This window comes from Paenarthrobacter sp. NPDC089675 (assembly GCF_044749185.1).
Lineage (GTDB): Bacteria > Actinomycetota > Actinomycetes > Actinomycetales > Micrococcaceae > Arthrobacter.
The window spans coordinates 520,768-546,331 of the sequence record NZ_JBIVHM010000002.1 but is presented as its reverse complement, the minus strand read 5'-3'; the positions used below and the strand labels follow the sequence as shown (position 1 = coordinate 546,331).

Below are 25,564 nucleotides of genomic sequence, written 5' to 3'. Positions count from 1 at the left end.
GGGATACGAGGACCTCGTCCTACTCGGAGGTCTACGGCAGGATGCGCGATCTTTGGATTTTGCTTCCGGACGGTTCCAATCCCTGGACCGTACTCGTTCAGCAATTTGAGGCTACAGGCGTAAACGCTGGATCCTTCGTGGCCTTGGCGGGCCAAGGCGCCTTTCGTGAGGCGAAGTCGGAGTCGTTGACGTGTGACGAGCAGCTGGTCAAGGTGCGTGAACGGCCCGCTCCGTGGCCAGGGCTACATGTCTGCACTGTGCAGCTTTCTGTCGAGGAACACACCTCGGCAAGTACCAACTCGTACTCCGCGCCGGTCAGCGTCATGGTGAACTGTCCTCCGGCGCCCACTGCACCGGCTGACCGTTGTGTGATGGTCGCGTTCTACGCGTCATCCGAGCGAATCGTTTACTGATGCCTCATCCCTGGTTTGCTGTGGTTCTCGTCCGACGACCCACCTTATTTAGGTTGGTCGGGGCGTTCGTGGCGGTGGTCGCGCTCGCGTTTGCTGTCGTTGCCAGCGCGGTGGCGGTTGTTTTGGTGGGGGATCGTCCGACGGTGTCTGTCGCCTGTGTCTCTGGCGCTGAGGCTGGTGCTCGTGGCGACACCGAAGTGCTCGACCTGCCGACCGGAGTTGGAGTCGCCGGCCTGTCGGCGGCCCAGGTGAATGTCGCCAAGGGGTACGTCTCGGTCGGCAAAGGACTCGGCTTGCCTCGAGAGGCACTTGTCATCGCCATCATGATGTCTTTGCAAGAGTCCAGGCTCCGGATTCTTGCCAATACCAACGTCCCCGATTCCTTCAACTACCCGCACGATGGAGTCGGCAGTGATCACGATTCTGTCGGATCGGCTCAGCAGCGCCCTGCCGCTGGGTGGGGGAGTGTCCAGGAATTGATGGATGTTACCTATAACGCTAGAGCTTTTTATGGAGGGACGTCGGGGCCGAATCACGGAAGCCCTCGGGGGTTGTTGGATATCCCCGGTTGGGCTTCCTTGAGTAAAGGACAGGCTGCACAGGCGGTGCAGGTCTCGGCATTTCCGGAACTGTACGACCGATGGGAACCGCAAGCGTCCGCGATCGTGGATGCCCTTAGCGGGGTTGCGCCCGCTCGTGTGTGCGCGGACGTTCCCGCCGCGGACTCTGACGTTGTCCCAGCTGAAGGATTAAGCCAGATCCGGCAGGAAATTCTTCGCTTCACCAAGATGGGGGTCGGTGGCGGGTACGTTTGGGGCGGCACGGCGTTCAAGGCGTGGGACTGTTCTGGGTTCGTTCAGTGGATCTATCGACAGGTTGGCATCGAGCTGCCCCGCGTAGAGCAATGGCGGGTGGGGCGGATGACGGATATCCCGCAGATTGGCGATCTAGTGGTGCAGAACCCGCAGGGACCGTACAACTGGGGACACGTGGGGATCTACGCTGGCAACGGAATGATGTACAGCGCACTGAATCCGGCTGCTGGGACTTTGCTCCATCCAATCGCTTGGAATCCCGGTGCAGCGTATTTTGACCTGCTAGGGAAATAGGCGTGGATGAAACTTTGCCGGTAGCCTGGCAATACAAGGCTCACCGTCGTGTTGCGTATCGGAAGCAAATCCCACGCCCCTGTGCAGGACTTGTGAAGCGCACTAACATCCAGTAGGGGGCCTTTGTCCCCAACGCGCCTGCCAGTGCATACCGTGCGGCGGACCTAATAGGTAACCAGATGTTTGAGAGACTCGTCCTGCTCAGCAAGGCTCCCTCCTGGTCGTGACTGTACCTAACTCAGATTTGTAACTCATATCCGACGGCAGGAACTTATATCCCAAGGGCTTCGTGGCTCTTACCAACAGCTTCATTCGTTGGGGGGCACCTGCCGAGTTCGCAAAATCGGCGCGATGAATACGTCGACATGTTGCTGCTCGAGTTGGGCGACCTGCCGAGATAGGTTCACCTGCGTGAATGTGAAAAGCGAGTCGGCGTTTAGTGGCTTTCCTTCCCGCGCCATGATGATCACCACTCGTGCGGGCTTGAGCTGGAACTTGTCGGGGTCTCCCCCTTGTTCTGAGATACGAGCAGCGAGGTTGCTTTGTGCGGTCTTGTCGTAGCTGAGAACCTCCGTCGATACTAGCGCTTGAGCGAGCAGGTGACTCGCTGGGGACGAAGCATCTACATGCTTTACGTGGATAAAGGTTCCATCGTTGAGGAGCACGTCGCAAGCTTCAATGCCGTGCTTATGGATTTCACTTGTAACAAGCTTTTGATCAAGACACAACCCGCCCAGCGACTGCGCTAGTTTTTGGTTGTAATAGAGCTCCGCATTACGCTTTTTCTGTTCCTTTTCGGCTCCGGGAACCTCTACCAACTCCCAATCAGGCAGCTTGTTCAGGTAGGGTCCTCGGTCGAAAATTGCTCGGGTTCGACGTTTTACAACATCCGCATAAATTCGGTCCATCTGGAACCAACGACCGTTGTGCAGGAAGTATCTTCTATCGCCCAATTCCGTCTGGAATGCCAACCACTTCTTGGCCGGGATCTTCGGACTGCTAGGAGCGTCGTCGTCGGCGTTTTCGAACAGAAGAACCGCCAAGCGATCAAGTTTCCGTAGCCGCTCGGCTTTAACAACTTCCCTGACAGGTTCGAGTATGTCTTGAAGCGTCGGAAGGTAGTCGCGCGTATTGCGTTCGCGAGTACCTGAGAGTTTGTGCGCTCCCACAGTTCCGTACTCATCAATGAGCTCGTGGGGGAACGACAAAGCCAGCAAGGGGCTATCATCCGCACCGATCGCATCCAGAAGTTTTGCATCGAGTTCTGCAATCTGGTTCTTGTCCTTAACCTGCGCAAGTTGTTCGAGCGCAGCAAGTTCTTCCGTAGCAGGCTTTTTCGCCAAAGCCGCCTTGATTTGGTCGAGGTCGCTTATGAGGCGATCGGCTCCCTTGGACAGGGGTAGGCTCAGTGCATCTGCACCGCGAAGTTTGACGGCTTTGGTTGTAGTTCCGATGCCGTCAACTCGTCCGTCGACAACGAGGCGGGTGGCAAGATCGCCCAGGTCTTGGAAACCGAAGCTTCGTAGCGGTGCACCCGAAGGAATGGTTGATCGCTCGATACGAGGACGCTCATCGAGCGTCGTCTTGCTGATGGAGTTTAGCCCCAGGGGGTCCGCGCAACGGACAGCTATTCGCTGACCGAAACCATTGTCAACGTGACGCTGATCAAGCAGTTGAAACCCCATTCCAAACGTTAGCGCCCACGCTTGGCGTCCTTCCTCCCTAATGGATCCGGCAGAGGGATGATTATCAGTACTCGATGGCTCAGGGTCTCGACGGTCTTCGATAATGAGGGCGGCAGCAGCCACGGAGTTTTTCAGGGCGACGGGCTTACCGCTGATTCCGGCGAGTACTTTGCTCCACCCGGGGTCGCGTTCATCCGTCTTTCCTGTGATGAGCAGTGCAGCTCGATCTCCCACTGTGACGCTCTGTTCAGTGAAGCCATCGGAGTCCAGATACTTCTCGCGGATGGCGTCTTTTAGAGATCTTAATCCAGTCAGTCGATACAGCGTCATTCGAGACTCTTGACTTGTCTTGCGAGCCACTTTGCGATCGTTCATCTTCGAATCCATTCCCCCTCCCTGCCATCGTAGCCTTCCTTGCTGTAGGTTCGCGCAGATTACATCCGTGGGAAAGCCCGATGAGAGCTGTCGGCAGCCACTTAGTGTTATGCGAAGGAACGTGTAGGTTTTCGTTTTCGCTGCTGGACACCGGCTGGCAATCGCGGTTCGTGATTTCGTCATTGACGTGAAGCTTGCCCGTGACTCCACGCAACGTCGTCGCAGACTTGCGCGAAATCCTGGATCGACGTCAGTTACATAGATATGGGTATTTGTTAAGAGTGCTCAAATCTTCCACCTTAGAGGATCAGTGAATCGCCGGCAGGCGCGGTCGACCGCATTGTCTACTCCGTCGAGTAGTTCTCCACTTCACCAGGAGACGTTGGCCCGATGCCTTCCAAGACTCAATGGTGTCATCTCAGGGATATAGAGTCATTTCATAAATGAAGAGAAGCCGACCGGGCGCTTCTCGATCAGAAACGGGAGTGTCGGCGGCATGAGTGTTCTCTATAGAGCGGTGTGGGCGGACACCTCGGGACCGGATCCTCAGGCGGGGGTCGAACTGCTCAAGACCTTGGTTTCAGGGTGGATTCAGGAGACCTCCGAGCCGGTGCCCCTGGTCGAGGGGCGCTCCGAGTTCGACGTCTCCCAAGGCCGGCACCGTGATGTCTTGCTCCGGTCGATCGGCCCGGAAGCCTTCGAAGCCTCCGTGACGGACGAGCTTCCCGAAGACCCGACCGACTGGACGACCGTGATCCGGGTCGTGGCCGACGGGACCGGGGTCTATGCCCTCGTCGAATTGAGTATGTCATCCGACGACCTCGCCCGCCGGGTCACAGTGGGGCGGCCGAAGATCGTGCACGACCTGCTGACCGCCTTCGAGAAGCCCCACCTCGGCGCGAGCCCAATTCTCACCGAACCCCTTCCCGTGCCCTCGAACGGGATCGACATCCTGGCCGAGATGCTCGCAAAGCCCGACCGGACCCTTCCTGTCATCGTCTGCTCCGAGCCGAACGGCGAAAATGATGGATCGTGGTTGCGCGTAGCGGGGAGCCTTGCCGCGCGCGCCGAGGGCGTCGCCACGGTTATCACGCTCGACCGCAATGCCGTCGCAGCCTTCAGGAACGAATTCGGCTCCCTCGCGATCTGGGACGGCGGAGTTCGGGTGTACGCGCCCGGCAACGTCGCCAGCGACGCTGAGGGATGGCGTCACCGCTACTACCTCCGGACGCGGTTCGAAGAGTCGCGGGGAGGTACAGTCGACCGCATTGTCTATTCCGTCGCGCAGCTCTCCACCAGGCGTCGCGTGCCCGACGTCTTCCGTGTCTTCGGCGTGCAGAGCGGCCCGCCGGCGCACGGACTTGACGGGATGATCCCGGCGAAGGAGCTGGCGGATGCCCAGGATCACTGGGAGTTCGAGCTCGAGTTGGCTCGTGACGAGCAGAGCTCGCTGGAGAAGGAGCTGGCAAGCGCCAATGGCCATCTGGCAAGGCTCAAGGACGAGCTGATCAGACTCGGACTGGCTGATGTCCTCTGGGGGACGCAGCACGCCGATGGGGCGTCGGTACCGGACGAGGTGCAGTACGCCTCGGAAGCCGTGATGGCGGCCCAGATGTACCTTTCCGAGTGGCTCGCTCTGCCGGAGTCGGCGGTTCGTGAGCTTGAGGACATCGACACCGCGCCCGAGGCTTACAACTGGGGCAACAAGACGTGGCGCGGATTGCGCGCCCTCGCGGCCTACGCCCAGGAGCGGGCCGACGGCTGGGACAAGGGCGGGTTTTGGGAATGGTGTGCCTCGGGCCCCTTGCTCGGCTGGCCAGCCTCGACTAAGAAGCTGTCGATGAGCGAGAGCGAGGGCGTTCAGACGGGCGGAAAGTTCAAGGGCACGCGTGACTTCGAAGTCGACCAGGCAGTGGATCCCTCGGGCGAGACCACGATGCTTGCGCACCTGAAGATCTCCGAGGGTGGCGGCAGCCTCGCCCCGCGAGTCTATTTCTACGACGACACGGGCGGCGCGACCAAGAAGGTTCACGTCGGATTCGTCGGTCCGCACCACCTCGTCCCGAACCAGTCGAAGAACTGAGAGCAGCCCTGCCGAGAACGGGGAGCCTTCAGTGGCAAAGGAAATCAGCCCGCGCGGGACGGCGACCGGCTGATCACGATGGTCTGAGTCTACGTCACCTCAGAATCCTGCCGGCGTGCGGCGGTAGGAGAAATTGATTCGTAGCGCCCTGGCCGTTCAAAGCGCTGTACAGGGTCTGCCGACTGACGCCGAGCGCCCGAGCCACCGCGACCTGGGGACACCGCGGGCATCAGTTCGCGCGCGGTGAAGATTCGGCCGTCGGTGAGTTCTCCGCTCCGCCGGCACACCCCCTTCACCTGGCATGGCGATGCCTTCGCCAGGCGTTCCTTGACCGTTGCCCGCTCTAGCTACGACCGCGGCGAGGATCGTGAGCATGAAACGGCCGGTCAACCTCTCCGATAGCCTCGACCTGCCGCGCCTCGTTCTGGTCAACCGCGCTGACGAGCAAGTACCCGACCACTTGGTGTCCATTCATGCGCAGACTTCCTCATCGTTTGTGTCGAAGGCCCTCCAATCCCGACCTTTTTGGACGGTCTCGGGGCCTGTGCTGACCTGTCTGACCGGGTAGACCCTGTTGGGCTTCGCCTTACTCTCCGTTTCTGGTGAAGCACCGTGGCTCGGTGTGGATGACGTGTTCGGCTTTGGCCGTCGCCGCCCCCTTGGCGTACTTCAGCTTTTCATTTTGCCCCCCTGCGCGCCGACATAGGCTGGTCCAGAGGATCTCGCTGCACGGCTGTCGCAACGAGGCTTTACCAGGCTCAACGTCAGTGGTCGCTGCTACTGTCCATAACATCGAACGAACGGAGGAGCGACTATGGCGCTGAAGACCTCGCTGGCAGGGCGGGTGCGGAACACGACACTGCCGAAGACCCATGCGCTTCTCCCGCTCCACGAGGCGGTCGTTAACAGTATCCAGGCGATCGACGCGCGGTTCCCCGACGATGCTGCTGGCCGAGGGCGTCTCACCGTCCGGATCCACCGGGAGCGGCAGGACGCGTTCGACCTTGGCGCGGGCTCTTCTGGCCGCGCACCGCTCAAGATCATCACCGGCTTCACCGTAGAGGACAACGGCATCGGGTTCACGCCCGACAATATGGCGTCCTTCGAGACGCTCGACAGCGACTACAAAGCCGGTATCGGCTGCCGCGGCGTGGGCCGACTCCTCTGGCTTGTGGCGTTCGACCGCGTCGAGGTGCGCAGCGCCTACTACGAGGGTGGGACTCTTGCGGGACGTCAGTTCAGGTTCTCGGTCCGTCAGGACGTTGTGCGCGACGACGCGCCCGATGGACTGACCGATGCCGGTAGCTCTGTGTGTCTCGACGGCTTCAAGAAGCCGTACCAGCAGAGCGCGGCGAAGACGGTTGAGGCCATCGCGCGCGAAATCTTCGAGCACTGCATCTGGTACTTTCTCCGCGACGGTGGCGCTCCCGACGTGTTCGTGTCTGACGGCGATGAGACGTTCTCGCTCAAGGACTTTGTCGAAGAGCTTGGGCACTCCGAAACTGCAGCGTCGTTCGAGGTAAAGGGCCAGAAGTTCGAGATGCTCAACCTCCGCCTCAAGACGTCTGCCCGCAACGCGACGCCGCGCCTGCACTGGTGCGCCGCGAACCGGGTCGTGAAAGTCGAGAGCATCGCCGGGAAGCTGCCGGGCCTCTACGCGCGCATGCAAGACGGCACCTCAAACGAGTTCACCTACGTCTGCTACTTGTCCTCGACCTACCTCAACGACCACGTTAGGGCCGACCGCACGGACTTCGACCTGCCGGAACGAATGGCGGGCGACGCCCTGATCGACGAGCCGACGCTTAATGACATCCGTACAGGCGTCCTGCAGGCGGTCTCGAAGGCGCTGGCTGGGCCTCTGGCATCGGCACGGGTCGCAAGCAAGGAGCGGATCCACCATTACGTGAGCACCAAGGGTCCCAAGTACCGCCCGCTCATGAAGCGCATCGAATCAGCCGGGATCGTCGTGGACCCGTCGACGAAGGACGCCGACCTGGAGATGGAGCTGCACAAGCATGCCCAGAGGATCGAAACCGATTTGCTGGCAGAGGGCCAGGCCGTATTCGCGGCTTCGAGCGGTGATAAGCCCGAAGACTACGACGAGCGCCTAGCCAAGTACCTCGAGACGGTGAAGGAGTTCAACCAGTCCGACCTGGCGAACTACGTCGCCCGACGACGAACGACCCTCGACATCCTCGCGAAACTCATCGAGTCGGACGTCAACGGTAAGTACGCCCGCGAGGACCGTATACATGAGCTGCTCTTCCCGATGCGGCAGGACTCGAACGAGGTCGGGGTCGACGCGTCAAACCTCTGGATCCTCGACGAGCGACTCGTCTTCCACGACTATCTTGCGTCCGACAAGACGCTCAAGAATATGCCCATCACGGACGATGCCTCGACGAACAGACCAGACATTCTGGCAACCCGCGTGCTCGAGCCGGACTTGCCCGTGCTCGCGTCCGAAGGGCAGAAGCTGCCGCTGCAGTCGATCGTTGTCGTCGAGCTCAAGCGACCCATGCGCAATGATGCGACGGCGGAAGATAAGAACCCCATCGCACAGTGCCTTGACTACGTCGCGCGCGTCCGTGAGGGCAAGGCTGCGACTGCAACCGGGCGACCGATCCCGTCGAGCGCGCAGGAGCCGCCGGCTTTCTGCTACGTCATCGCGGACCTGACGCCGACGATGGAGCGCATGTGCAAGCTGTCGGGCTTGACCAAGACACATGACGGGCTCGGGTACTTCGGCTACATCGAGCCCTACAAGGCTTACCTTGAAGTCATAAGCTTTGACGGTCTCGTCAATGCTGCCACAGAGCGGAACAGGGCGTTCTTCGATAGGCTCGGCCTGCCGTCGAGCTAGGCGACGATCAGCGACATGCTTTTCGAGCTGAATGGGGCGGCTGCCTTACTTGAAGGAACCTTGAGAGGGCCTGCAGATTTGAGTCCGGTCCTAACTTTGCGTCGTGTGGTTGCATCAGCCTCCAGGCCAGGTCCCATGGAGGATGGTCATGCGTTTCTCCGTTCTCCGGTAGTTCGTCGTAATCCTCGTCGGTGACGGGCTCAAGACATTCGTTGCGGACGCCTTCGCCGGGCGTGATGAGTGCAGGTGGGAGAACCACGAGTCGGCTTTCGCGACAACCAGTGCTTGGTGCCGGCCGGGATCCGGATTACCGTTCCCGGTTCGAGGCTGACGGGCTCTTGGCCTTCGGCCTGGTACAACCGCTCCCGCGGTGCACAGCAGGAACGGGTCGCCGCATCCGCCGGTGCCACGGTGGATGTGCCAACTGTTGCGGCAGCCCGGCTAGAAGGTCACGTTTCCGACGGTAACGTTCTCTGCGGTCGTGAGCGGGGCGAGGTAGCTCTGCCCGATGAAGTGTTGGGCATATGCGTCGTTCTGCCCCCGAGCGGGGAGATCTGATAGAAGTCGCTATTTGTCATGTCGCTTCCTTTGCTGCTGTCGTCAAAGGTCGGCGCTGGCAATGGCGGGCTCGAGCGCTTCCGATTCGTGTGCGCAGATTATGTGACGGGACCGATTCCACCCCGGGCCCGATCGTCCACGCTAGTCGGCGCGATTGTAGTGCTGCGAGTCCAATTCAGTGCCTGTGTCGACCAAGTGGATCCTCCCGGCGTTCTTCCCGCCTGTCCTCAACCCTGGGCACCAGCCGCACCGCCGCCGCGTGGGGGCCAATGCCGAAGATGGGCTGAAGGTAGGGGCTGTTGCGGTACTTGGCCCTGTAGCCCGCGTCGACCTCTTCGATGACGGCGTCGTCGGCGAGGAACGCGAAGTCGACGTCCTTATCCACGCCGCCCACTGAGACATGGCCGCGCTTCTCCCGAAGCGCGCGGCCTGGTACCAGCGGCTGCTGGTGCCGGTACGTGCGCGACGACTCGGACGCGGGCCACGCACTCCTCAATGCGTTCGGTGCCGTCTGCGCTCAGTAGGCCTCACATTCATTGTGCACGGAGCACCCCGTGGTCGGTCTTCCACGGGGTGCTTCCTTACTTGGAGGTCCGCGGAGTCCTAGGGATCCAGCGCTCCGATCATTGCTCAGCGGGCGGGGAGAGCCGCCCGCTGAGCAGCAATCTCCGCCATTTCCGATCGACCGGACACGACGTGGTCCCTTGGCAGGTTACAGGCCAACGCCGAAGAGCATGCCAAACCCTCTATGCGCGCCATGGCTGCGATATGCCTCCCTCCAGAAACCCGCGGCTGCGGCCGCTGGACTAGGTATTCGCGTCTTGTATATCCAAGGGCTCGAACTTCTGAGGGCTCCGCCTGACTTTGATAATGACTGGCGTAACGAAGCTCACGCCAAAGTCTCACTGAGCTATAAGCACCGCGTGCAGGTTAGGCCCCCTTGGTGACGGTGCCGATCAGGCATCTAGAGACGCTATTGCGCGCCTAATCCATGGCTTGCATGATGAGTTCATGCACAACGCCTCCTAAAAAGCAGAAGGCCCCAAGCCTAAGTGATGCATAAGCATAGGTGAGGGCATGGCAAATATTCTCGGCCGAATCGGGAGTGAGAAAAGCCAATCTCTCTAGGTTTTGTCATCAGTACCCCGCGCAAACGGTTCCGAGCAGAACCTCAAGAAGCTAGCGGCGAAAGGTGTACTCAAGCGATGAGGCGCATCATTCAGGTCATATCCAAGCCCGACTGAGTCAGTTATCAGGCCGTCCTGGTGAAGGTCCTGTAGTACAACCCTTGCTAGTGGCTCCCACTCCACCGTGCCTTTGTAAATGATGTTCGCAAATATCCAGTGGAGCTGTCCGTTTCCCACGTTTTCAGAATGTGTAACTAAGAAATCGTTTGGATCATGGCACGCTCTCAGAACGAGAACATGTTCGGGTTCGTACCGTTCAAGGAGACGAGTGAAGAAAGTTGTAACAGCCTCTGCATCCCCGGCCCAAGATCCGCTATTGCACGCAGCGTTCACCAAAAGATTATGCTTTTGCTCGTTGGTAGTTTCTCTAGCTATCCTCAGGGCTTTCACGACAGCAGACGCGAATTTCGCATCACCAACGATTTCCTCCCACTCCAGGGAGGAACGCCGCGAAAGTTCGTCAACACGCTGGGCTAGAAGGCCGAGCCACCTTTCCTGCGTATGCCGATCGGTTATTGCCAAGGAACCTGTGAATGCGCTTGCCAATGAGCCCCCCACTAGGGGTACAGCCGAAAGGACAGCCGCGCCAAAGACCTTGGTGCCCTCCTCGATCCTGTCTTGGATAGGTTGTTGGGATACAAGCGATTGTTCACCGTTTTCGAGAGTCATTGGTGGATAGTACCGCGGTGAAACCTGGCTGTGCTGGACGGAGCGACTAAATCAGTCATGATGCAACTAGGTGTGCAGTTATTTAGAATCGCGCGCTTTGGTCATTCGCGCGTATGGGGTCTTGGCTGCGATACTCGATGATGCTGTAGCGGATCGCGGAGCCCTGAGCAATCCGGCGAGGGGAGTGACATTGCGGCGGAAGGTCAAGAAAGCGCACGTCTACCTCAACCATGAGCAAGTCGACTTGCTAGCCGACGCTAGCAAGTACCCGGTGTTGGTCCTCACGAAGGCTTATTGCGGCCAACGATGGGGTGAAGCTACGGGGCTACGGGTAAAGCACTTAGACATGCTTAGGCGGCGTTTTCTGACCCCGGAAAATGCAGTGCAGGTTGATTCTGTGACCGAGGTGGGGACGCCTAAGAATCACAAGCGGAGGGCTGTGCCCTTCCCGCGGTTCTTGGCCGCGCAATTAGCAGTCCAGTGAGGGTAAGGGGCGCGAGGACTTGGTGTCTCCTGGTGGGAGCGGGCACCATCTAAGTTTGCTCGGTCGCAGCTCCGCTGCAATGACTCTGGACGTGTACGCGGACCTGTTTGACGGCGATTTTATTTCTGTTTCTGACGCCCTGGATAACGCCGTTTCACAGTCAAGTGTGGGCAAAATGAGGGCAAGCTCCTGATCCGAGTAAAGCAAAAGGCCCTGCCTCCCTCATAAAAACGGGGAAACAGAGCCTTTCTCATTGGCGGTGACGGTGGGATTTGAACCCATTGCCACTGGATCGGCGTGGAAGTGACGGGTCGTCATGTTGCTCCGCCGCGGAAGGTCCATGAAGTCGTGAGCCTAACCAGCTCATCCCATAGGAAGACGACTGGATGGAGCACCAGATGTTTCTGGCAGCGGTGGATCCTGGGATCACACCAAACGCGAATTTCCCTTTTCTTGAGTCGTTGAAGCAGATCGGCGGGGGCATCCTCGTCGGCGCCTTCATCGTCATCGCCATCGTGGCGATCATCGGAGCCGCGATGCTATTGGCCGGCAAGCTGAGCCAGTCCTCGCGGCTCGCCTCCGGCGGTGGCGTGATCCTGTTGTGGACTGGCCCGGTTGCGGCCATTCTCGGAGGGATCAACGGCTACATCCTCTGGTCGCAGACGGCATTCCCGCTGGGCTTCTGAGCAGCCATGCCAGTCGACTGCGACCTCAATGGCTGGTGGCCACCAGGATGCGGCCTCGTTTCCCAAGCGAACGACGGCATCCAAGGCTCCATCACATCCATCTTCGCCAACGTCCTTCAGAACATTGCATCTTGGATGTGGGGCTTCATTACGGGCGCGTTCACCGTGTCGGAAGTCGACGACTCCCAGTGGACCGCAATCGGGGGACTAACCAATTGGTGGGTCATCGTCATGATGACACCGCTCGTAGTGGTGATGATCATCCAGCTCCTGTCTGGACTGCTCAGTCAGCAACCGCGCAGACTCCTAAGGGCTCTGATCGGGGGAGCGGCCGCGGTGCCGCTCGTGGCTGTGGCCGTGTACGTTGTCCGTCAGCTCACCCGGGCCAGCGACCAGGCCTCGGCAGCGCTCCTCGAATCGATCGGCACCGACCCCTACGTCGTGTTCATGCGCCTGTTCGGCTTCGAACGAGCAACGGCTGGTTCCGACCGAGAATGGAACGTTGTCTCCCTCGCGCCCGGCAACCAGGGCGGTGCCGTAGGCGGAGCCATTGTCACGGTCATGGCTGTCATCGTGGTGTGGATCTTGGCGTTCGTCCTCATGTGCTCGATGATTTTCCGGACGTTCGCGCTGGCTGTCCTTGCCGCAGTGGCGCCCGTCGCCCTCATGATGCTTCCCTGGGAGAAATCCAAGGTGTGGGCCGGGCGCTGGTGTGAAATCGTCGTCGCCCTTCTCCTTGCAAAACCTCTGGCTGCGACTGTCCTGGCAACCGCCATCAAGCTGTTTGCCGATTCGAAGTCCTTTGCTGGGCTGGCCGCCGGAACGGTCGGGATGGTCCTGGCCTGTGGAGCACCATTGATGGCGCTTCGTCTCGTCAGCTTCGCTGGTGGGGAACTGGCCGCAGCTGCTCAAACCGCGGGCGGCGGTCACGTTCTGTCGAGGAGCAACAGCGTTGCCTCGCGACAACTCAGTCGGCAACTCGGCGGGCGACTAACGATCGCATCCATGATGGCCCGTTCCGCAATCTCTCGGCCAGTTCCGTCGAGCCGTCGGGACATCCCCACTAGAGCCCTTCCGCCATCCGTGTCGCTGCCGCGGAGTCTTTCAAGCACGACGCCGGTACACCGCTCGGGCGGCGACGTCGCCCTTCTGGAGGGGTCTCCGTCGGGCCGTTCCGACTCCAGCACCTCAGTCGTTAGGGGACAGGTGGTCACTGACTCAAGTGGCTCCACACCCTCGGCACCCACGAACCGCACTTCCGGCGGCACAGGCAAATCACCATTCGCCGGTCAACGCCCAACCCCACGGGCGCCCGAAGTGAGGACTCCAAACGCAGCCTTGCCGGCGACTGAACTGCCGCCAATCAAGCACAAGGACACTTACAGGCCTCTACTACCGGACAAGTCCAATGAGTGATGAATCGCGGGCACTGGAACCCGTCAAATTTCCCAGGTACGAACGTCGTGGAATCTTCATGGGGTTGAAGTGGTATCAGCTCGCGCTGGTGGCCACCGGCGTTCTTGTAGCGATAATTGCCTCAGCGGCGGGCGGTCCCGGCGGCCTCGTAGTCACCGCCCCGATGTGGATTTCATTGGTGCTGGTCGGAGTGCTGCAGTACTCGCGGATTCCGTATCCGATTTGGGGCAGCCTCATCGTCCTGTTCTTCGTACGGAGTGTTCTAGGGCAAACTCGCTACCTGGCTCGCCCAGAGCGCCCTGTCAAAGCAGGAAAGCTTGCGCTGCCTGGGGGCCTGGGTAACCTCAAAGTCCAGCCGCTTTCCTGTGGGGAATGCGTGGTCCTCGACGCCCCGGGCAAGGAAGCCATCGTCGTGCTCCGTTGCAGTACTCGATCGTTTGCTCTGCTCGACGACGATGACAAAGCCTGGGCTGCACAGGCGTGGTCCAGGGTGCAAGCGGGGCTGGCCCAACGATCTGACATCGCACGCATTGCGGTCCAGGACTACACCGTGCCGTACCCGTCGTCAGCGCTTCAGGGTTTCTACGATCGGACTGTCACCGTTGCAGACGGCGAGCGCAGCTCATGGGGGCAAATTGCGTACCAGGATCTTATCTCTGCGGCCGGGTCGGCGATGAGTCACGATGTGCTGCTGTCGCTCGTGGTGGACACATCGAAGTCGCGCCGACGGATCAAGGAATCGGGCGGCGGGAAGAACGGGCTCGAACGCTTGCTGCGTCTTGAGGTTGCCGCGATCACGACGTCGTTGGCTACCCACGGCGTCAAGGTTGATGAATGGTTGTCTGAGTCGAAGCTGCTTGGCGTCCTACGCGGAGCATTTGATCCTGAGACCCTCGAGCGCGGATCCTCCAAGCCGGAGCGTCAGACCAGAGACGAGATGCAGCCACCTCGTCACAGTTCCGGTCCGATGGCGGTCGAAGAGCACTGGTCGTTCCTTCGAAGCGACTCCGGGTTCCACCAGACCTTCTGGGTAGCGGAATGGCCGCGCCAGAAGGTCTACCCGGGCTTCCTGCATCCGCTCGTCTACGTCGGCGACTTCAGGCACACGGTTACGCAAGTGATCAGGACCGTGCCGACGATCGAAGCTCTGCGCGACATTCGCTCCGCACAGGAGGCACACGAAACACGACGGCGGATCAACGCGCGTTTCGATCGACCCACAACGCGCGAACAACGTGCGGAGGAAGAAGAAGTTTCCCAGCGGGAAGAAGAGATCGTCGCGGGACACGGTGACGTTCGGCCTACGGCTTTCGTCACCATCACCGCCGAATCTTTGGAAGACCTGGCCCGCTATCGACATGAACTCGAGTCTGCGGCCGCCGGTGCGTTCGTCGAATTGCGATTGCTCGCGGGCCAGCAATGGGCAGCGTTCATTGCTGGCGGCCTTCCTTTGGGGCGAGGTTTGCGATGAGCCTCAAGAACCAAGAGGTGACTTATACGCCGTCGGGCACTCGCTCGGAGCGGAAGGATGCCAAACGGGCAGCGGCAGCGGCGGCTCAACCTAAGAGAAAGCTCTTCCAGAAAGACGAAGACAAGGCCGCCGAACAACCAGATCGCGAGCGCCTTCGCGGTGACTGGGGGAGCCGGGAAGCCAGTTCCTTGTGGGGTCCCCATCGGCTGCGACCCGCGCCGCACCGCGCGTCGACCATGACGTTCGCCGCTGCGTACCCGTTCATCACGGAGTCCGGTCTGGGCCATGAAGGAACCTATATTGGAACGGATGTCTTCGGCTCCGGTGCTTTCTCCTATGATCCATGGATCCTTTACGACAAAGGGATCATCAGCGGCCCGTCGATCGTCGTCATCGGCACGGTGGGAACTGGAAAGTCGATGTGCGGCAAATCGCTGGTTGCAAGGTCCATAACCCTGGGTAGGAAGGCGGCCGTTGCCTCCGATCCAAAGGGCGAGTGGGTTTCCGTTGCCAATGCGGTCGGCGGCAAGGTCATTTCTGTTGGCCCGGGTCGAGCGGCGCGTGTGAACCCACTCGATGCTGGACCGAGGCCGAGCCTGCTGACGGACACACAGTGGAAGGCCGTCGTGCGGCAGCGGCGCCGGCAACTGCTCGTGGCTCTCGTGTCACTCATGCGTCAGGGCACCCCGCTGCATCCCGTTGAACATACGGCTTTGGATATGGCGTTGATGGAAACGACCGCGGAGAACTCGACGCCGACGCTCCCCATGGTGCTGGATCACTTGCTCAACCCGTCGCCGGAAACTTTGGCTTTGGTCGGTAGGGATGGCGGCGTCGCGGTCAGCCATTCCCTGCGAAGGACCGTATCCGGCGACTTGGAAGGTATGTTCGATGCGCCGTCCACCGTGGCCTTCGATGCAGACGCGCCAATGATGGTCATGGATACGTCGGCGCTAATCGGCGCCTCTGAACAGGCACTGTCCTTGGCTGCCGCTTGCAGCGCGACCTGGCTTGAGGCCGCGGTGACAAATCCCGACGGCGGTAAGCGGCTTGTGGTGTACGACGAGGGTTGGCGTATGCTGGCCGATCCGTACATGTTGGTGAAGATGAGCGAGCAGTGGCGGCTCGCGCGCACCTACGGGATCGCCAACCTGCTGATCATGCACAAGGTCGCCGACCTCAACGAGATCGGCGACAGCACCAGCGGCCATAGGCAGAAAGCGCTTGGGTTGCTGACCGAGGCGGACACTCGCATCATCTACCGCCAGAAGCACGACGCCATGCGGCTGACGAAGGAGGCGCTCGGCCTCACGGAAGCTGAGTGCGACCACGTTGAGAACCTGCCCAAGGGCGTCGGGCTCTGGAAGGTGGGGAACCGCTCGTTCATCGTCGCGAACAGAGTGACGACCGACGAGCTCGAGGTCTTCGGAACCGATGATCGGATGCACCTGTGAGAACGCGAGCGGGCAATTCCACCCCGATGGTCTCGGTAGGTCTGTGGGGGATTGCCGGCTATGTGGTCTTTTGCTTTCTCGTCCAGGCCGCTGCCTCTGTGGTGACGCCTCGGCAGTGTGGCGGCAGGTCGCCGTCGTTCTTCAATCCGGTGGCCGGCGTCGGGCTGGTGGTTGGCCGCGCGGACTGGATCTCGCGGGATTGTGCGCCGAACCTGGCTTCGGTGTGGTGGATCGTGGGCGGTGTGCTTGCGTTGATCGCGGCGCTCGCCGTTGGGGGAGTGCTCGGCTGGAGGATGTGGAAACAATCCGGTGCGTGGCTCCGGCAAGACATCCTGAGCAGGGACGGCGTGGCTGGAAGGACGGAGATTGTTCGCGACTTTGGCTCCCGAGCCGTTCGACGTCGCGGTCTGCACACGCGTCCCGGGCTTAGTCGACCGAGTATCCAAGACGTCTCGTGGACGCTCGGGCGCTCGCGGGGTGTGACCATCCATGTCTCGACGGAGGAGTCGATGGTTATCCAGGGCGCGCCTCGGTCGGGCAAGGGCCTGTACGTGGTCATCAATGCGATTCTCGATGCGCCAGGGGCCGTGGTCACGACGTCAACGCGTGCCGACAACCTAGTCGTGACCATGCGCGCCCGGATGAGCGATGGGCGACCTGTGACTGTCTTCGATCCGCAAGGCATGTCCGGACTGCCGTCCACGCTTCGATGGTCGCCTGTCCGTGGGTGTGGCGATCCAGATATCGCAACCCGTCGAGCCCTAGTGATTACAGCAGACACTGAGATGAAGGGTGAGAATGCAGCGTGGCAGAAGCGCTCGCTGATCGTCTTACAGTGTCTCCTCCATGCGGCGGCCCTGTCGGGCGAGGGTATTGCTGCTTTTCGCCGCTGGTCCTCCAGCCCAGTCCTGGCACGCGAAGCATTGGACGTCCTCGGCCGCACGGGAGCTGCCCTCGGCTGGCAGGCAGACTTGATGGGAATATTGGAAGACGATCCTCGCAACACCTCGAACTCTTGGATCGGAGTCTCGGCAGCTGTCGCACCCTTATCCTCGCCGCGAGTCTTGGCGGCGCTGAACCCGCAAGACGAAGCCCAGGAGTTCGACCCAAAGGCCTTCATCAGGCAGCGAGGGACGCTGTACCTGATCGGCACCCGATCCGGGGCCGCAGCGGCAGGGCCCTACCTTTCCGCGCTCATTGACGACATAGACAACGCAGCCCGTGAGATGGCCTTTGTTTCGGCCGGCGGACGACTGGATCCACCGTTGTCTCTGATTCTGGATGAAATCGCCAATCTGTCTCCCTGGCCCGGGCTTCCAGTTGTGCTCTCTGACGGCGGAGGGATTGGCATCTCGACTCTTGTCGTCCTTCAGTCCTTATCCCAAGCACGTAGCGGATGGTCGATAGAGGAAGCGGCGACTATTTGGGACTCAGCCATCATCAAGGTCATCTTCGGCGGAGGGTCTGACGAGCGTGACCTGCGCTCGCTGGCAGGTCTGCTGGGGGAGCGCAGCCTCATTATGAACACGCGGTCCTGGTCCGCTCAAGGGCGCCAGGACGGCGAACAGATCCGCGATACTCCGGTGATCCGCCTGGACGAGATCCGTCGTCTTCCGGTTGGTACCGCCCTTATGCTTGGTCGAAGGACTCGACCCATACTTCTTGACCTGCGCGACTGGCACAAACGCAAAGACGCTGCTGAATTGGGTCGTTCGAAAGTTGAGACGGAGCGGGAGTTGGCTGCCGGTCACCTGACCCGGCAGGAATCGAACAGTGAAGCTGAATCATGAGCACGCAGGCCGATGATTCTGACTTCGAAGTAGGCCGCGTTTCCGACCTTGACGACGAACTGACCGCTGAGCTGTTTCGCTCGTCGTTTCAGCCCTCTCCCCGCACGGTTGGCGTCACTCGCCGGTGGCGGGACATGTCACCGGAACAGGCCGAAGTTGCGTGGCAGAGCCTCTTTGAATGGGTTCGATGGCTTGTCGCCACTTACCAGCTGACTACCTCTGTCGTGCCCGATTGCTGGTGGCGGCATTCCGAATTGGTGGCCGAACTCTACGCACTGCAGCGAGCGGAGATGGCTTCTTTCACTCCCGATGATTCGGGCTTCGGTCCGTTGGCCTTCCACGAACGGCTCCCACACGCCGTCGAGCGTCTCCGAACCCACACGAGAACCGCAGGGTGCGTCGGTCTGCAGAGCCATAAGGAGCCGGTCACCAGGGTTGTACCCGCGGAGCCCGCTTTCGATGACTGGAAATTGAGCGCTCATCAGTTTGGGGCCTGATTAGGTCATGGCGTCCTGACCCGGGCCGGACATGGATAGGTGAACCCTTCTCAGGGCTGACTCAGAAGTACGAAGGATGGCTGTCGTGGCCGCTGCACCTGAATCGAATGCTCACCTGCCTGGCGGGACGGACGACGTCGGCCTTCCGCCGAGCGTTCGAATGTCACCTGAAGAGCGCATCGCGAGTCTTACCGAAGGACTACACGCTGCCCTTGAGCAAGCTATTGAGTCGCCAGCTCGATGGCAGGTATTGCTCGACGCCTCAGCCACTTTGTGGCGCTATTCAGGGGGCAACGTGGCCTTGCTGATGGCGCAGATGGCGCAGCGTGGTGCCGAGGAACCGACTCTCGTTGCCGGCTACAAAGAGTGGGCGCGTCATGGGCGGACCGTGCTGCGGGGCGAGCATGCGCTCTGGGTGATCGCGCCGCGGACCGCGTCCATGCAGGAGTTGAAAATGGCCGATGGTCAGCGGAAGCTGCTGCCCGTAACTCAGGCGGTTCCGGTTGATGCGGTCAGTCTTGGCAAGAAGAACGTCGTCACCGGGTGGCGGGGACAGGCCGTCTTTGACGTTACACAAACGGAAGGAACACCGATCCTGGTGCCGCGCGGAGGCGTTGAATCCGGGGAAGGCTTGGACGACCTGTGGCGTTCCCTGTGTGATGTTGCGAAGGAACGCAGCTTCCGGGTGGAGGTCTCGGGTGTCCAATACGGCTACACGAGTGGCTACACAGACTTCGATGCTCGTCGGATCCAAATTGGCCTGTGGATGAGTAGCGAGGAGCGGGTGGCCGTCCTTGCCCACGAACTCGGTCACGTCTTGTTGCACGGTCCGGATGACAGTGTTGGCCGGCTCTATGGCAGCAGCGCGAATCACCGCGGCTTGGCTGAAGTGGAGGCCGAATCGGTTGCTTACACCGTTCTCAGGGCTCATGGCATTGATCGTGGGCCACAATCCGCTACTTATTTGGCTGGATGGGCCGACGCGGTCATCAGAACCGAGAAGGAACTGCAGGAGGGGCGTGCTCCGACGTCGCGCGTGGACATCGCCAAGTCCGTGCTGGGGCGGGTAACGACTGCAACCAAAGGCATCCTTGCTGTTTCGGATCCTCCTGGGTTCGGTGGGAAGTTCGCGGCCGTGAGTGCTTCGCCTGCTGTCACGGCTCCTGCCTCCTACGCTGGCGTTCCCGGTCCGGGTGCTTCGATGCCTGGTCCTGAGTTGGCAGGTCCCTGATCCGTTCAGATGTCCGATGGGAGAGGCCCGTCGGCGAAGAAAGGTAACCGACCATGAACACCAAAATTCCCATCAACATCGCGGGAAACCTTGTGGCGGACCCGGAGCTCACGATAGGGGAGTCCGGAACACCACACGCAAAGATTAGGGTCGCCGTGAACCAGCGCATCCAGAATCCAGATGGCACCTGGCGCGACGGCGAGCCCGTCTTCCACAACGTGTCAGCCTTCCGGATGCTGGCCGAGAACGCGGCCACATCACTCAAGAAGGGGGATCCTGTGACCGTCTCTGGCGAACTGGAGTTTCGGTCATACGACAAGGACGGCGAGCGCCGCGAGGCTCGGCGGATCATCGCTGACACCATTGGTCCTGATCTCCGATTTGGGACAGCCACCTACCAGCGTTCTGCACGTGCCGTCACGGAACCGGAAGCCACGGTAGAGGCAACTGGTCCGGAGGCTACGACCGCGACCGGCTGGCCCGCTTACAACGTGACGACGAAAAGCCCGGTGGTGGCGGCCCCTTTTGGCAGAACGCCAGGGAGTGAGATGTCTGCCTGATCTGCTCCTACAGCTCGCTGCCCACCTCGCCAGGCTGGTGACGTGGGCAGCTCCCTGTCTAGGGCCGAATCTACGCATTCGAATATATGTTCTAATCTTGTTTGTATGAGACCGAAGCAAGACTCCATCGCTTTCGCACGCATGATGGCTCAGATCGAGGCCGACGACAATCACCCCAAACCGGACGACGGCAAGATCATTGAGCTCGACCTCGGTAAGCAGCCGTTGGTCCGCGTTGGCGAAATCTATGGTCGGGCCATCAAGTACACGAGGTCGTTTGGGTTGGTGGAGTGGGTGGATGACCGGCGGGTCTATCACGTGGAGTGGTTCCCGGCTGGGCAGATCAAGCGGGTGGACCAGGAGTCGTGGAGGGGGCGGCCGCTCTGAACTGCACCCTGCCTATGTGCTGGAGCTAACGCATACGGGCCCTTAGGGTTGCGGGCAGCTTCCATTGATCAGAGCTGCGGGGCCCACGTGAGGACGTGGTCAGCTGCTATCGAGTAGGTCGTGGGCCACGGCGCGCCGTGGCGCACCTGAATAGGGTCTGGTCGAATGAGGAGCACCGACCCGGGCCAAATGGGCTCTGGTAGCGCTTCGATCCATGCAGGCTGGATGTAATCGAAACGATTCCAGCGGATTGTGATCCAGGCTCCCGTTGGCTGTGGCGAGTCAACGCTGAGGACGGTCACCTCCGTGGTGGTCACGGCGGTGTTCTTCAAGGATTCCAGTACCTGCCATTGCTCGCGGCTCGAAGTCTTCCACGCGCGGTTGGCGTGGATTCGTCTGTACCAGACGAAGGACAAGATGAGACCTGCCGCCGCGACTACTGCCAGGGCCCAGCTGTTAGTGGGAAACGAAAAAGTCATCGCAGCCAGGGGGATAGCAAGTGCCAGTGTCACCGCGCTTATGACGATCAGAGTGGGTGTCGCAACTTTCGGCTTGAGTACTGGATTTACTGGCATGCCTTTTCTCCAGTTCCCAGTTTAAAGCTGCAAACGCGTACTGATAAGGCTTCGCTGAATTTGCATTTCGTTGAAGTCGATGATGGCCGGAGCCTCGAGGAGTGGCCGGGCCGCTCTTGGGACTGCCCGTTGGAGGTGTTCCCATTGCGATCGCTGTTCCCACTCCCAATCGGCGGGAGATGCACCGAAAGGGAGAGGGGAGTCGTGGATACCCCAACGGTCTCTGTAGAGGGCAACTTCGCGAACCAGGGCCCCGATTGCGTACGAATCCACTTGAACCCCGAGCTCCGCGGCAAGGGCTGTCTTCCATTCAGGTTCCTCAAGTAGTGCAGCTCTGGCGACATATTCCGTGCGGTTCCCAATCCGCCGTCGTACTTGATCCAGAGTCTCATTCAAGTCGTCACGTTCGACGACGAGCCGTTCTGTCATGGGCTCGATGGTTGTGTGGGGCATCGCGGAGCAGTAGCGACGAAGGCGTGAGTGGATCACCGCGGTGAGGTCCTCGGCCGTGGCGCCTGCGGCAAGGGATTCGGAGAGTACGCGATGCGCCCCTGGGCTATTGGTGTTTGTCGCCTGGCGCCATGTAGCTACTGCCGCTCCCCATGCGGGGGAGACTCGCAGTGTGTCAGCCAGGCCGGGTAAGAGTGGCTCGAGAGTTCTTGCCAGATCCGCGCTCGCAGCTAGTTGAGCCAGGTAGTCGTACTCGCGGCTCAGCCGCTCTAGGCTGTCCGCGTGGGAACGTTCACGGTCGCGGACCTCGTGGGCGGTTCGCTCAGCACCTTCCGCGGCCAGGACTTCGCCGAGAATCGCCCGCCAGGTGGATCGAGCGGTTGGGTCTAGGATTTCGTCTTCGTCGGGGTCATTCTCACTGACATAGGCCATATTGGAGAGCCGTCCCCGGGTCATGCTGACGTAGAGGAGTTCACGGGTGAGCCGGCCAGGTGTGACGACGACGTGGGCGGAGTCCACCGTTATGCCTTGGGACCGGTGGGCAGTGGTGGCATAACCAAGTTCGACCGATGACTCCAGATATGAGGCGCCGAGTTCGACTATCGCTCCGGTATCCGTCCGCCGAGCTTGTAGTGATCGTTGGCGTACGTTGACACTGAGTATTTCCAGGAGTGTCCCGTTTCGGATGAATGCACCCTGCCCGTCTACAAGGGATCGTTCATTTCGACGGGCAATGATGATGTCGCCGCGACCCGCCCGCAGCCCATCCCTCAGCATGAGTGTCTGTTCTGCGTCGGCGACGCCCAGAATCACCCTGTCAGCTTGGGCCCGCTGGTTGAGCATGTTGACCGTCTCGTTGTCGGGAGCGATCAGGACCGAAGCGTGCCCTAAAAAGACGTCGGAGTGCCAAGCGGCATAGGCGCGGTCCATCACGTCTAAGTAGGTGCCGTGAGTGATCCGACCGTGATGCTCGTAGTCCGCTATGGCGGAAAAGTCGCCTGCACGGAGACCCATGGAAGCGGACGCCTCCCACTGGTGCTGGAATCGCCAAATTGAACTCAACCTTGCAGCTTTGCTTTGCCGATCGAGCCAACCCAGCACTCCGCCGGCGTCGATGGAATCAAGCTGAGCCGGATCGCCGACCAACAGCACCTTCGCCTGGGCCTGTTGGGCTTGTGCCACGATGGCCGCAAGCTGCTGGGTGGAAACCATTGACGCCTCGTCGACCACCACAAGCTGATTCGCCCTGAAGGTCCATTGCGTTTGCTCTGCCGCCAACCGGGTGATCCGTTGCTCGATCAGTGCCTTCGTAGCGTTCGTCGTCCCGTGTGAGGCTAGCTGAGACTCCGCATCAAAGAAGGCCGAACTCCTTTGCGCCGCTCCGCTACCCACAGACTCGTAGAGCCACTTGGAGACATTCTCGGCAACCAAAGCCAACTCCGAGCCAAGAACCTCCGCGCTCGCAGCTGCCGGAGCCAAGCCGACAACGCTGCCTGCACCGAACTGCAATTCCCAAGCGGCTTTGATCGCGCCGAGGGTTGTGGTCTTTCCCGTGCCGGCCGGGCCAACGATGGCGTCCAGTCGATGGGAGCTCAGCAGGATTTCGGCGGCCGCCGCCCTTTGGTCTTCGTGCAGCTCCGACGAGCCATCCTTTCTGTACGAGGCAAGTGACGCCATGGCGACATCTGCACTGACAGCCGGGCCGCCGTCGTCGTTCCTTGCCGCAAGCATCTGGTCCTCGAAAGCGAGAGTCGCCTCGTCCGTGTAGAGGCGCGATCCGTGAAAATCGAAGACGCTCCGGTTCGCGAAACGAAGATCGTCGGCAACCTCGGTAGGGAGGCTGTAGCGGTATTCGTTCAGGGGCACCGACTGGAGCTCCGCTGCCGTGGCGACGGCGTCGATCATCGCGTTACGGTCCTCCGGTGAGGCGCAACGGATCTCGGCGCAAACGCGCTCTGCTTCCGCGATCAGGTTCCAGCGGTTCCAGGTTGACCGCTTTGCGGCGACGCGCTGACGGGTGACGTGCCCGACGGCGGCGATCCAGTCAGGGTCGAAGTTGCCTATGCGGAATGGCCGGTTGTGGGACCGTCGGATGGTGGAGGCGACGACTCGTTCGGGGTCGAAGCCCCTGGCTCTTGAGCGATCGCGCCAGGTGGCGGAAAGCTCGCGCAGGGGAGTGGGGGTGGCTTCTTTTGGGTTTCTTGTGGAGAGGGTCGCTTGTTGCCGCAGCTTGACGGTGGTGGTTGCCGATGGGCGGGTGCCGTGTTCGGCGATCCATTCGTTGACCAGTCGGTCTGTCTCGACGTCGATGAGTCTTGATCGGTTGGAGAATTCGCGGATGAGGGCGTCGTCGATTCCGGTCAGTTGTTGGCTAGGATTGTGGGTGTTTTGGGCTGGTGCGCGGATGTCCGTGTCGGTTCCGAGGTTTTGTTTCAGCGCGTCGAAGAGCAGGCCGTTGTAGTGTTCGCTGGCCGCGACCACCGCCTTGTAGAGGCTTCGCGAGTCGAGTGTGGTCCAGGCGCCGTCGGTGATGCGCTGGACGCGGTTAGCGATCACGACGTGGGTGTGGAGTTGCGGGTCGCCGGCTCGTGATTCCCAATGGTCGAATGCGGCGGCGATGACTCCCCGTGTTCCGAGGTGAGCGATGCCGTTTCGGCCAGCGCGAGTGTTGATGACCAAGTCCTCCAACCAGCGGAGCGTTGCGTCGACGGCTTCGTGGTGGGTTTGGAGGATCTGCTCTTGAAGTTGGCGTGGGCTGAGGGCCCAGAGTGCGGAGACCGACTTGGGGTTGCTGAAGGCGAGGTCGAAGCCGGCGACGGCGTGGTTGGTGGTGGTTTGTCCGCGGTTCTTTTGGGTGATGGTGGCTTCGCCGTAAGCGCGGCCGAGGGGCGCTGCTGTGTCAGGGTGTTGGGCGTCCTGAAAGATTGATCTTGCGTCGGATTCCGTTATTGTCTGTCCGGCGGTTCGGTTGATGCCGTCGAGTCCGCGACCGATCCAGCGGCCTTGGGGTGTGCCGGTGGCCATGTAGTAGCTGATGGTGTCCGCCGGCGTGGGGCGCGCGTCGTCGAGCATTGTCGATTTGAAGAGGTACTTCAGCCCGGACTTCACGGACAGCCGGGCGATGGACATGGTCATGCACGAAGCGCCCCGGTTCTGCTCTTGCTGGGCAGCCAGCCTCGACGGCGGAGGATGCCGACAGTGGTTGGGTCGAGGGCGACGCCCTTCACTTTCGACATGTGGACGAGAGCTGCGGCCACATGAGCGAGATCCTGGACGTTCGTGCGCTGGGCCCGTTTCAGTCGGAGGACTTCGTTGTGGAGGAGCCCGTTCCGCGTGTCGAGTTCGTCGTAGATGGCGTGGAGGCGCTCGAGTTCGGTCGATTGGGACCTCAGTTCGGTGGTGAGGCGATCGACGCGGTCTTCGCAGGCACCCTGCTTCGTGCTTTCGGTCGCTCCGGAATTCTTCTTGTTCACGAACGTTCATGGTGAAGTCATCGACGCCGTGCATGACGGAACGCCTCGAATTTGGAGCACCGGACCTTGGATGCCAGAGGTGTGACAGCTGCGTGAGGCCCTGGAACTACACGAGTATGAGCGTCGTTGGCTGATTCAGCGTCTA

The 25,564-nt window shown here is 60.8% G+C and carries 18 protein-coding genes; 12 read left to right on the top strand and 6 right to left on the bottom strand.

Annotated features, from left to right (window positions below; translation table 11 throughout):
* The first annotated feature begins 481 nt into the window (after nt 1–481).
* Complete coding sequence (locus tag ACIPY2_RS06525) at nt 482–1,522, top strand: NlpC/P60 family protein (RefSeq protein WP_400265548.1); 1,041 nt, start codon at nt 482–484, stop codon at nt 1,520–1,522.
* Nucleotides 1,523–1,830: 308 nt separating this feature from the next.
* On the opposite strand, the gene ACIPY2_RS06520 is transcribed toward ACIPY2_RS06525, so the two are convergent.
* Complete coding sequence (locus tag ACIPY2_RS06520; RefSeq protein ID WP_400265547.1) at nt 1,831–3,594, bottom strand: DUF6119 family protein; 1,764 nt, start codon at nt 3,592–3,594, stop codon at nt 1,831–1,833.
* A 484-nt stretch (nt 3,595–4,078) separates the two neighbouring features.
* Here ACIPY2_RS06520 and ACIPY2_RS06515 point away from each other — a divergent pair, with 484 nt between their 5' ends.
* Together ACIPY2_RS06515 and ACIPY2_RS06510 are read left to right on the top strand one after the other, a co-directional pair.
* Entirely contained in the window at nt 4,079–5,665 is a 1,587-nt protein-coding gene (locus ACIPY2_RS06515) for a hypothetical protein (RefSeq protein WP_400265546.1), read from the top strand.
* A gap of 814 nt (nt 5,666–6,479) precedes the next feature.
* Nucleotides 6,480–8,531, top strand: a complete 2,052-nt coding sequence (locus tag ACIPY2_RS06510) for an ATP-binding protein (RefSeq protein WP_400265545.1) — start codon at nt 6,480–6,482, stop codon at nt 8,529–8,531.
* A gap of 733 nt (nt 8,532–9,264) precedes the next feature.
* On the opposite strand, the gene ACIPY2_RS06505 is transcribed toward ACIPY2_RS06510, so the two are convergent.
* Nucleotides 9,265–9,474, bottom strand: a complete 210-nt coding sequence (locus ACIPY2_RS06505; protein ID WP_400265753.1) for a hypothetical protein — start codon at nt 9,472–9,474, stop codon at nt 9,265–9,267.
* A gap of 739 nt (nt 9,475–10,213) precedes the next feature.
* A complete protein-coding gene (locus ACIPY2_RS06500; protein ID WP_400265544.1) occupies nt 10,214–10,945 on the bottom strand; it encodes a hypothetical protein in 732 nt (243 codons plus the stop codon).
* Nucleotides 10,946–11,815: 870 nt separating this feature from the next.
* Between ACIPY2_RS06500 and ACIPY2_RS06495 the strand changes: the two genes are divergently transcribed.
* The 9 genes from ACIPY2_RS06495 (at nt 11,816) to ACIPY2_RS06455 (ending at nt 20,921) form a co-directional block, all read left to right on the top strand.
* Complete coding sequence (locus ACIPY2_RS06495; RefSeq protein ID WP_056625817.1) at nt 11,816–12,115, top strand: hypothetical protein; 300 nt, start codon at nt 11,816–11,818, stop codon at nt 12,113–12,115.
* 6 nt (nt 12,116–12,121) lie between these two features.
* Nucleotides 12,122–13,531 (top strand): type IV secretion system protein, encoded by a 1,410-nt coding sequence (locus ACIPY2_RS06490; RefSeq protein WP_400265543.1) that lies wholly within the window; start codon nt 12,122–12,124, stop codon nt 13,529–13,531.
* The gene (locus ACIPY2_RS06485; RefSeq protein ID WP_400265542.1) at nt 13,524–15,002 is read left to right on the top strand and encodes an SCO6880 family protein; all 1,479 of its coding nucleotides are present in this window, start codon (nt 13,524–13,526) and stop codon (nt 15,000–15,002) included. The genes ACIPY2_RS06490 and ACIPY2_RS06485 overlap by 8 nt, the downstream gene beginning before the upstream one ends.
* Nucleotides 14,999–16,456, top strand: a complete 1,458-nt coding sequence (locus tag ACIPY2_RS06480) for an ATP-binding protein (protein WP_400265541.1) — start codon at nt 14,999–15,001, stop codon at nt 16,454–16,456. The genes ACIPY2_RS06485 and ACIPY2_RS06480 overlap by 4 nt, the downstream gene beginning before the upstream one ends.
* On the top strand, nt 16,453–18,246 hold the full coding sequence (locus ACIPY2_RS06475; protein WP_400265540.1) for a type IV secretory system conjugative DNA transfer family protein: 1,794 nt from the start codon (nt 16,453–16,455) through the stop codon (nt 18,244–18,246). The genes ACIPY2_RS06480 and ACIPY2_RS06475 overlap by 4 nt, the downstream gene beginning before the upstream one ends.
* Nucleotides 18,243–18,743 carry a hypothetical protein gene (locus tag ACIPY2_RS06470; RefSeq protein WP_400265539.1) on the top strand — a complete coding sequence of 167 codons (501 nt, stop codon included), beginning with the start codon at nt 18,243–18,245 and terminating at the stop codon, nt 18,741–18,743. The genes ACIPY2_RS06475 and ACIPY2_RS06470 overlap by 4 nt, the downstream gene beginning before the upstream one ends.
* A gap of 85 nt (nt 18,744–18,828) precedes the next feature.
* Complete coding sequence (locus ACIPY2_RS06465; protein WP_400265538.1) at nt 18,829–19,974, top strand: ArdC-like ssDNA-binding domain-containing protein; 1,146 nt, start codon at nt 18,829–18,831, stop codon at nt 19,972–19,974.
* Between the two features lie 53 nt (nt 19,975–20,027).
* The gene (locus tag ACIPY2_RS06460) at nt 20,028–20,534 is read left to right on the top strand and encodes a single-stranded DNA-binding protein (RefSeq protein WP_400265537.1); all 507 of its coding nucleotides are present in this window, start codon (nt 20,028–20,030) and stop codon (nt 20,532–20,534) included.
* A gap of 105 nt (nt 20,535–20,639) precedes the next feature.
* Nucleotides 20,640–20,921, top strand: coding sequence for a hypothetical protein (locus tag ACIPY2_RS06455; RefSeq protein WP_223948729.1), 282 nt, complete (start codon nt 20,640–20,642; stop codon nt 20,919–20,921).
* Nucleotides 20,922–20,989: 68 nt separating this feature from the next.
* Here ACIPY2_RS06455 and ACIPY2_RS06450 read toward each other — a convergent pair whose 3' ends face one another.
* Genes ACIPY2_RS06450 through ACIPY2_RS06440 form a run of 3 tightly spaced genes read right to left on the bottom strand, consistent with a single transcriptional unit; the run spans nt 20,990 to nt 25,419 of the window.
* Nucleotides 20,990–21,496 carry a hypothetical protein gene (locus ACIPY2_RS06450; protein ID WP_400265536.1) on the bottom strand — a complete coding sequence of 169 codons (507 nt, stop codon included), beginning with the start codon at nt 21,494–21,496 and terminating at the stop codon, nt 20,990–20,992.
* Between the two features lie 21 nt (nt 21,497–21,517).
* On the bottom strand, nt 21,518–25,081 hold the full coding sequence (gene mobF, locus ACIPY2_RS06445; RefSeq protein WP_400265535.1) for a MobF family relaxase: 3,564 nt from the start codon (nt 25,079–25,081) through the stop codon (nt 21,518–21,520).
* Nucleotides 25,078–25,419: a hypothetical protein gene (locus tag ACIPY2_RS06440; RefSeq protein ID WP_400265534.1), complete on the bottom strand. Its 342-nt coding sequence runs from the start codon at nt 25,417–25,419 to the stop codon at nt 25,078–25,080. The genes mobF and ACIPY2_RS06440 overlap by 4 nt, the downstream gene beginning before the upstream one ends.
* Nucleotides 25,420–25,564 lie beyond the last annotated feature (145 nt).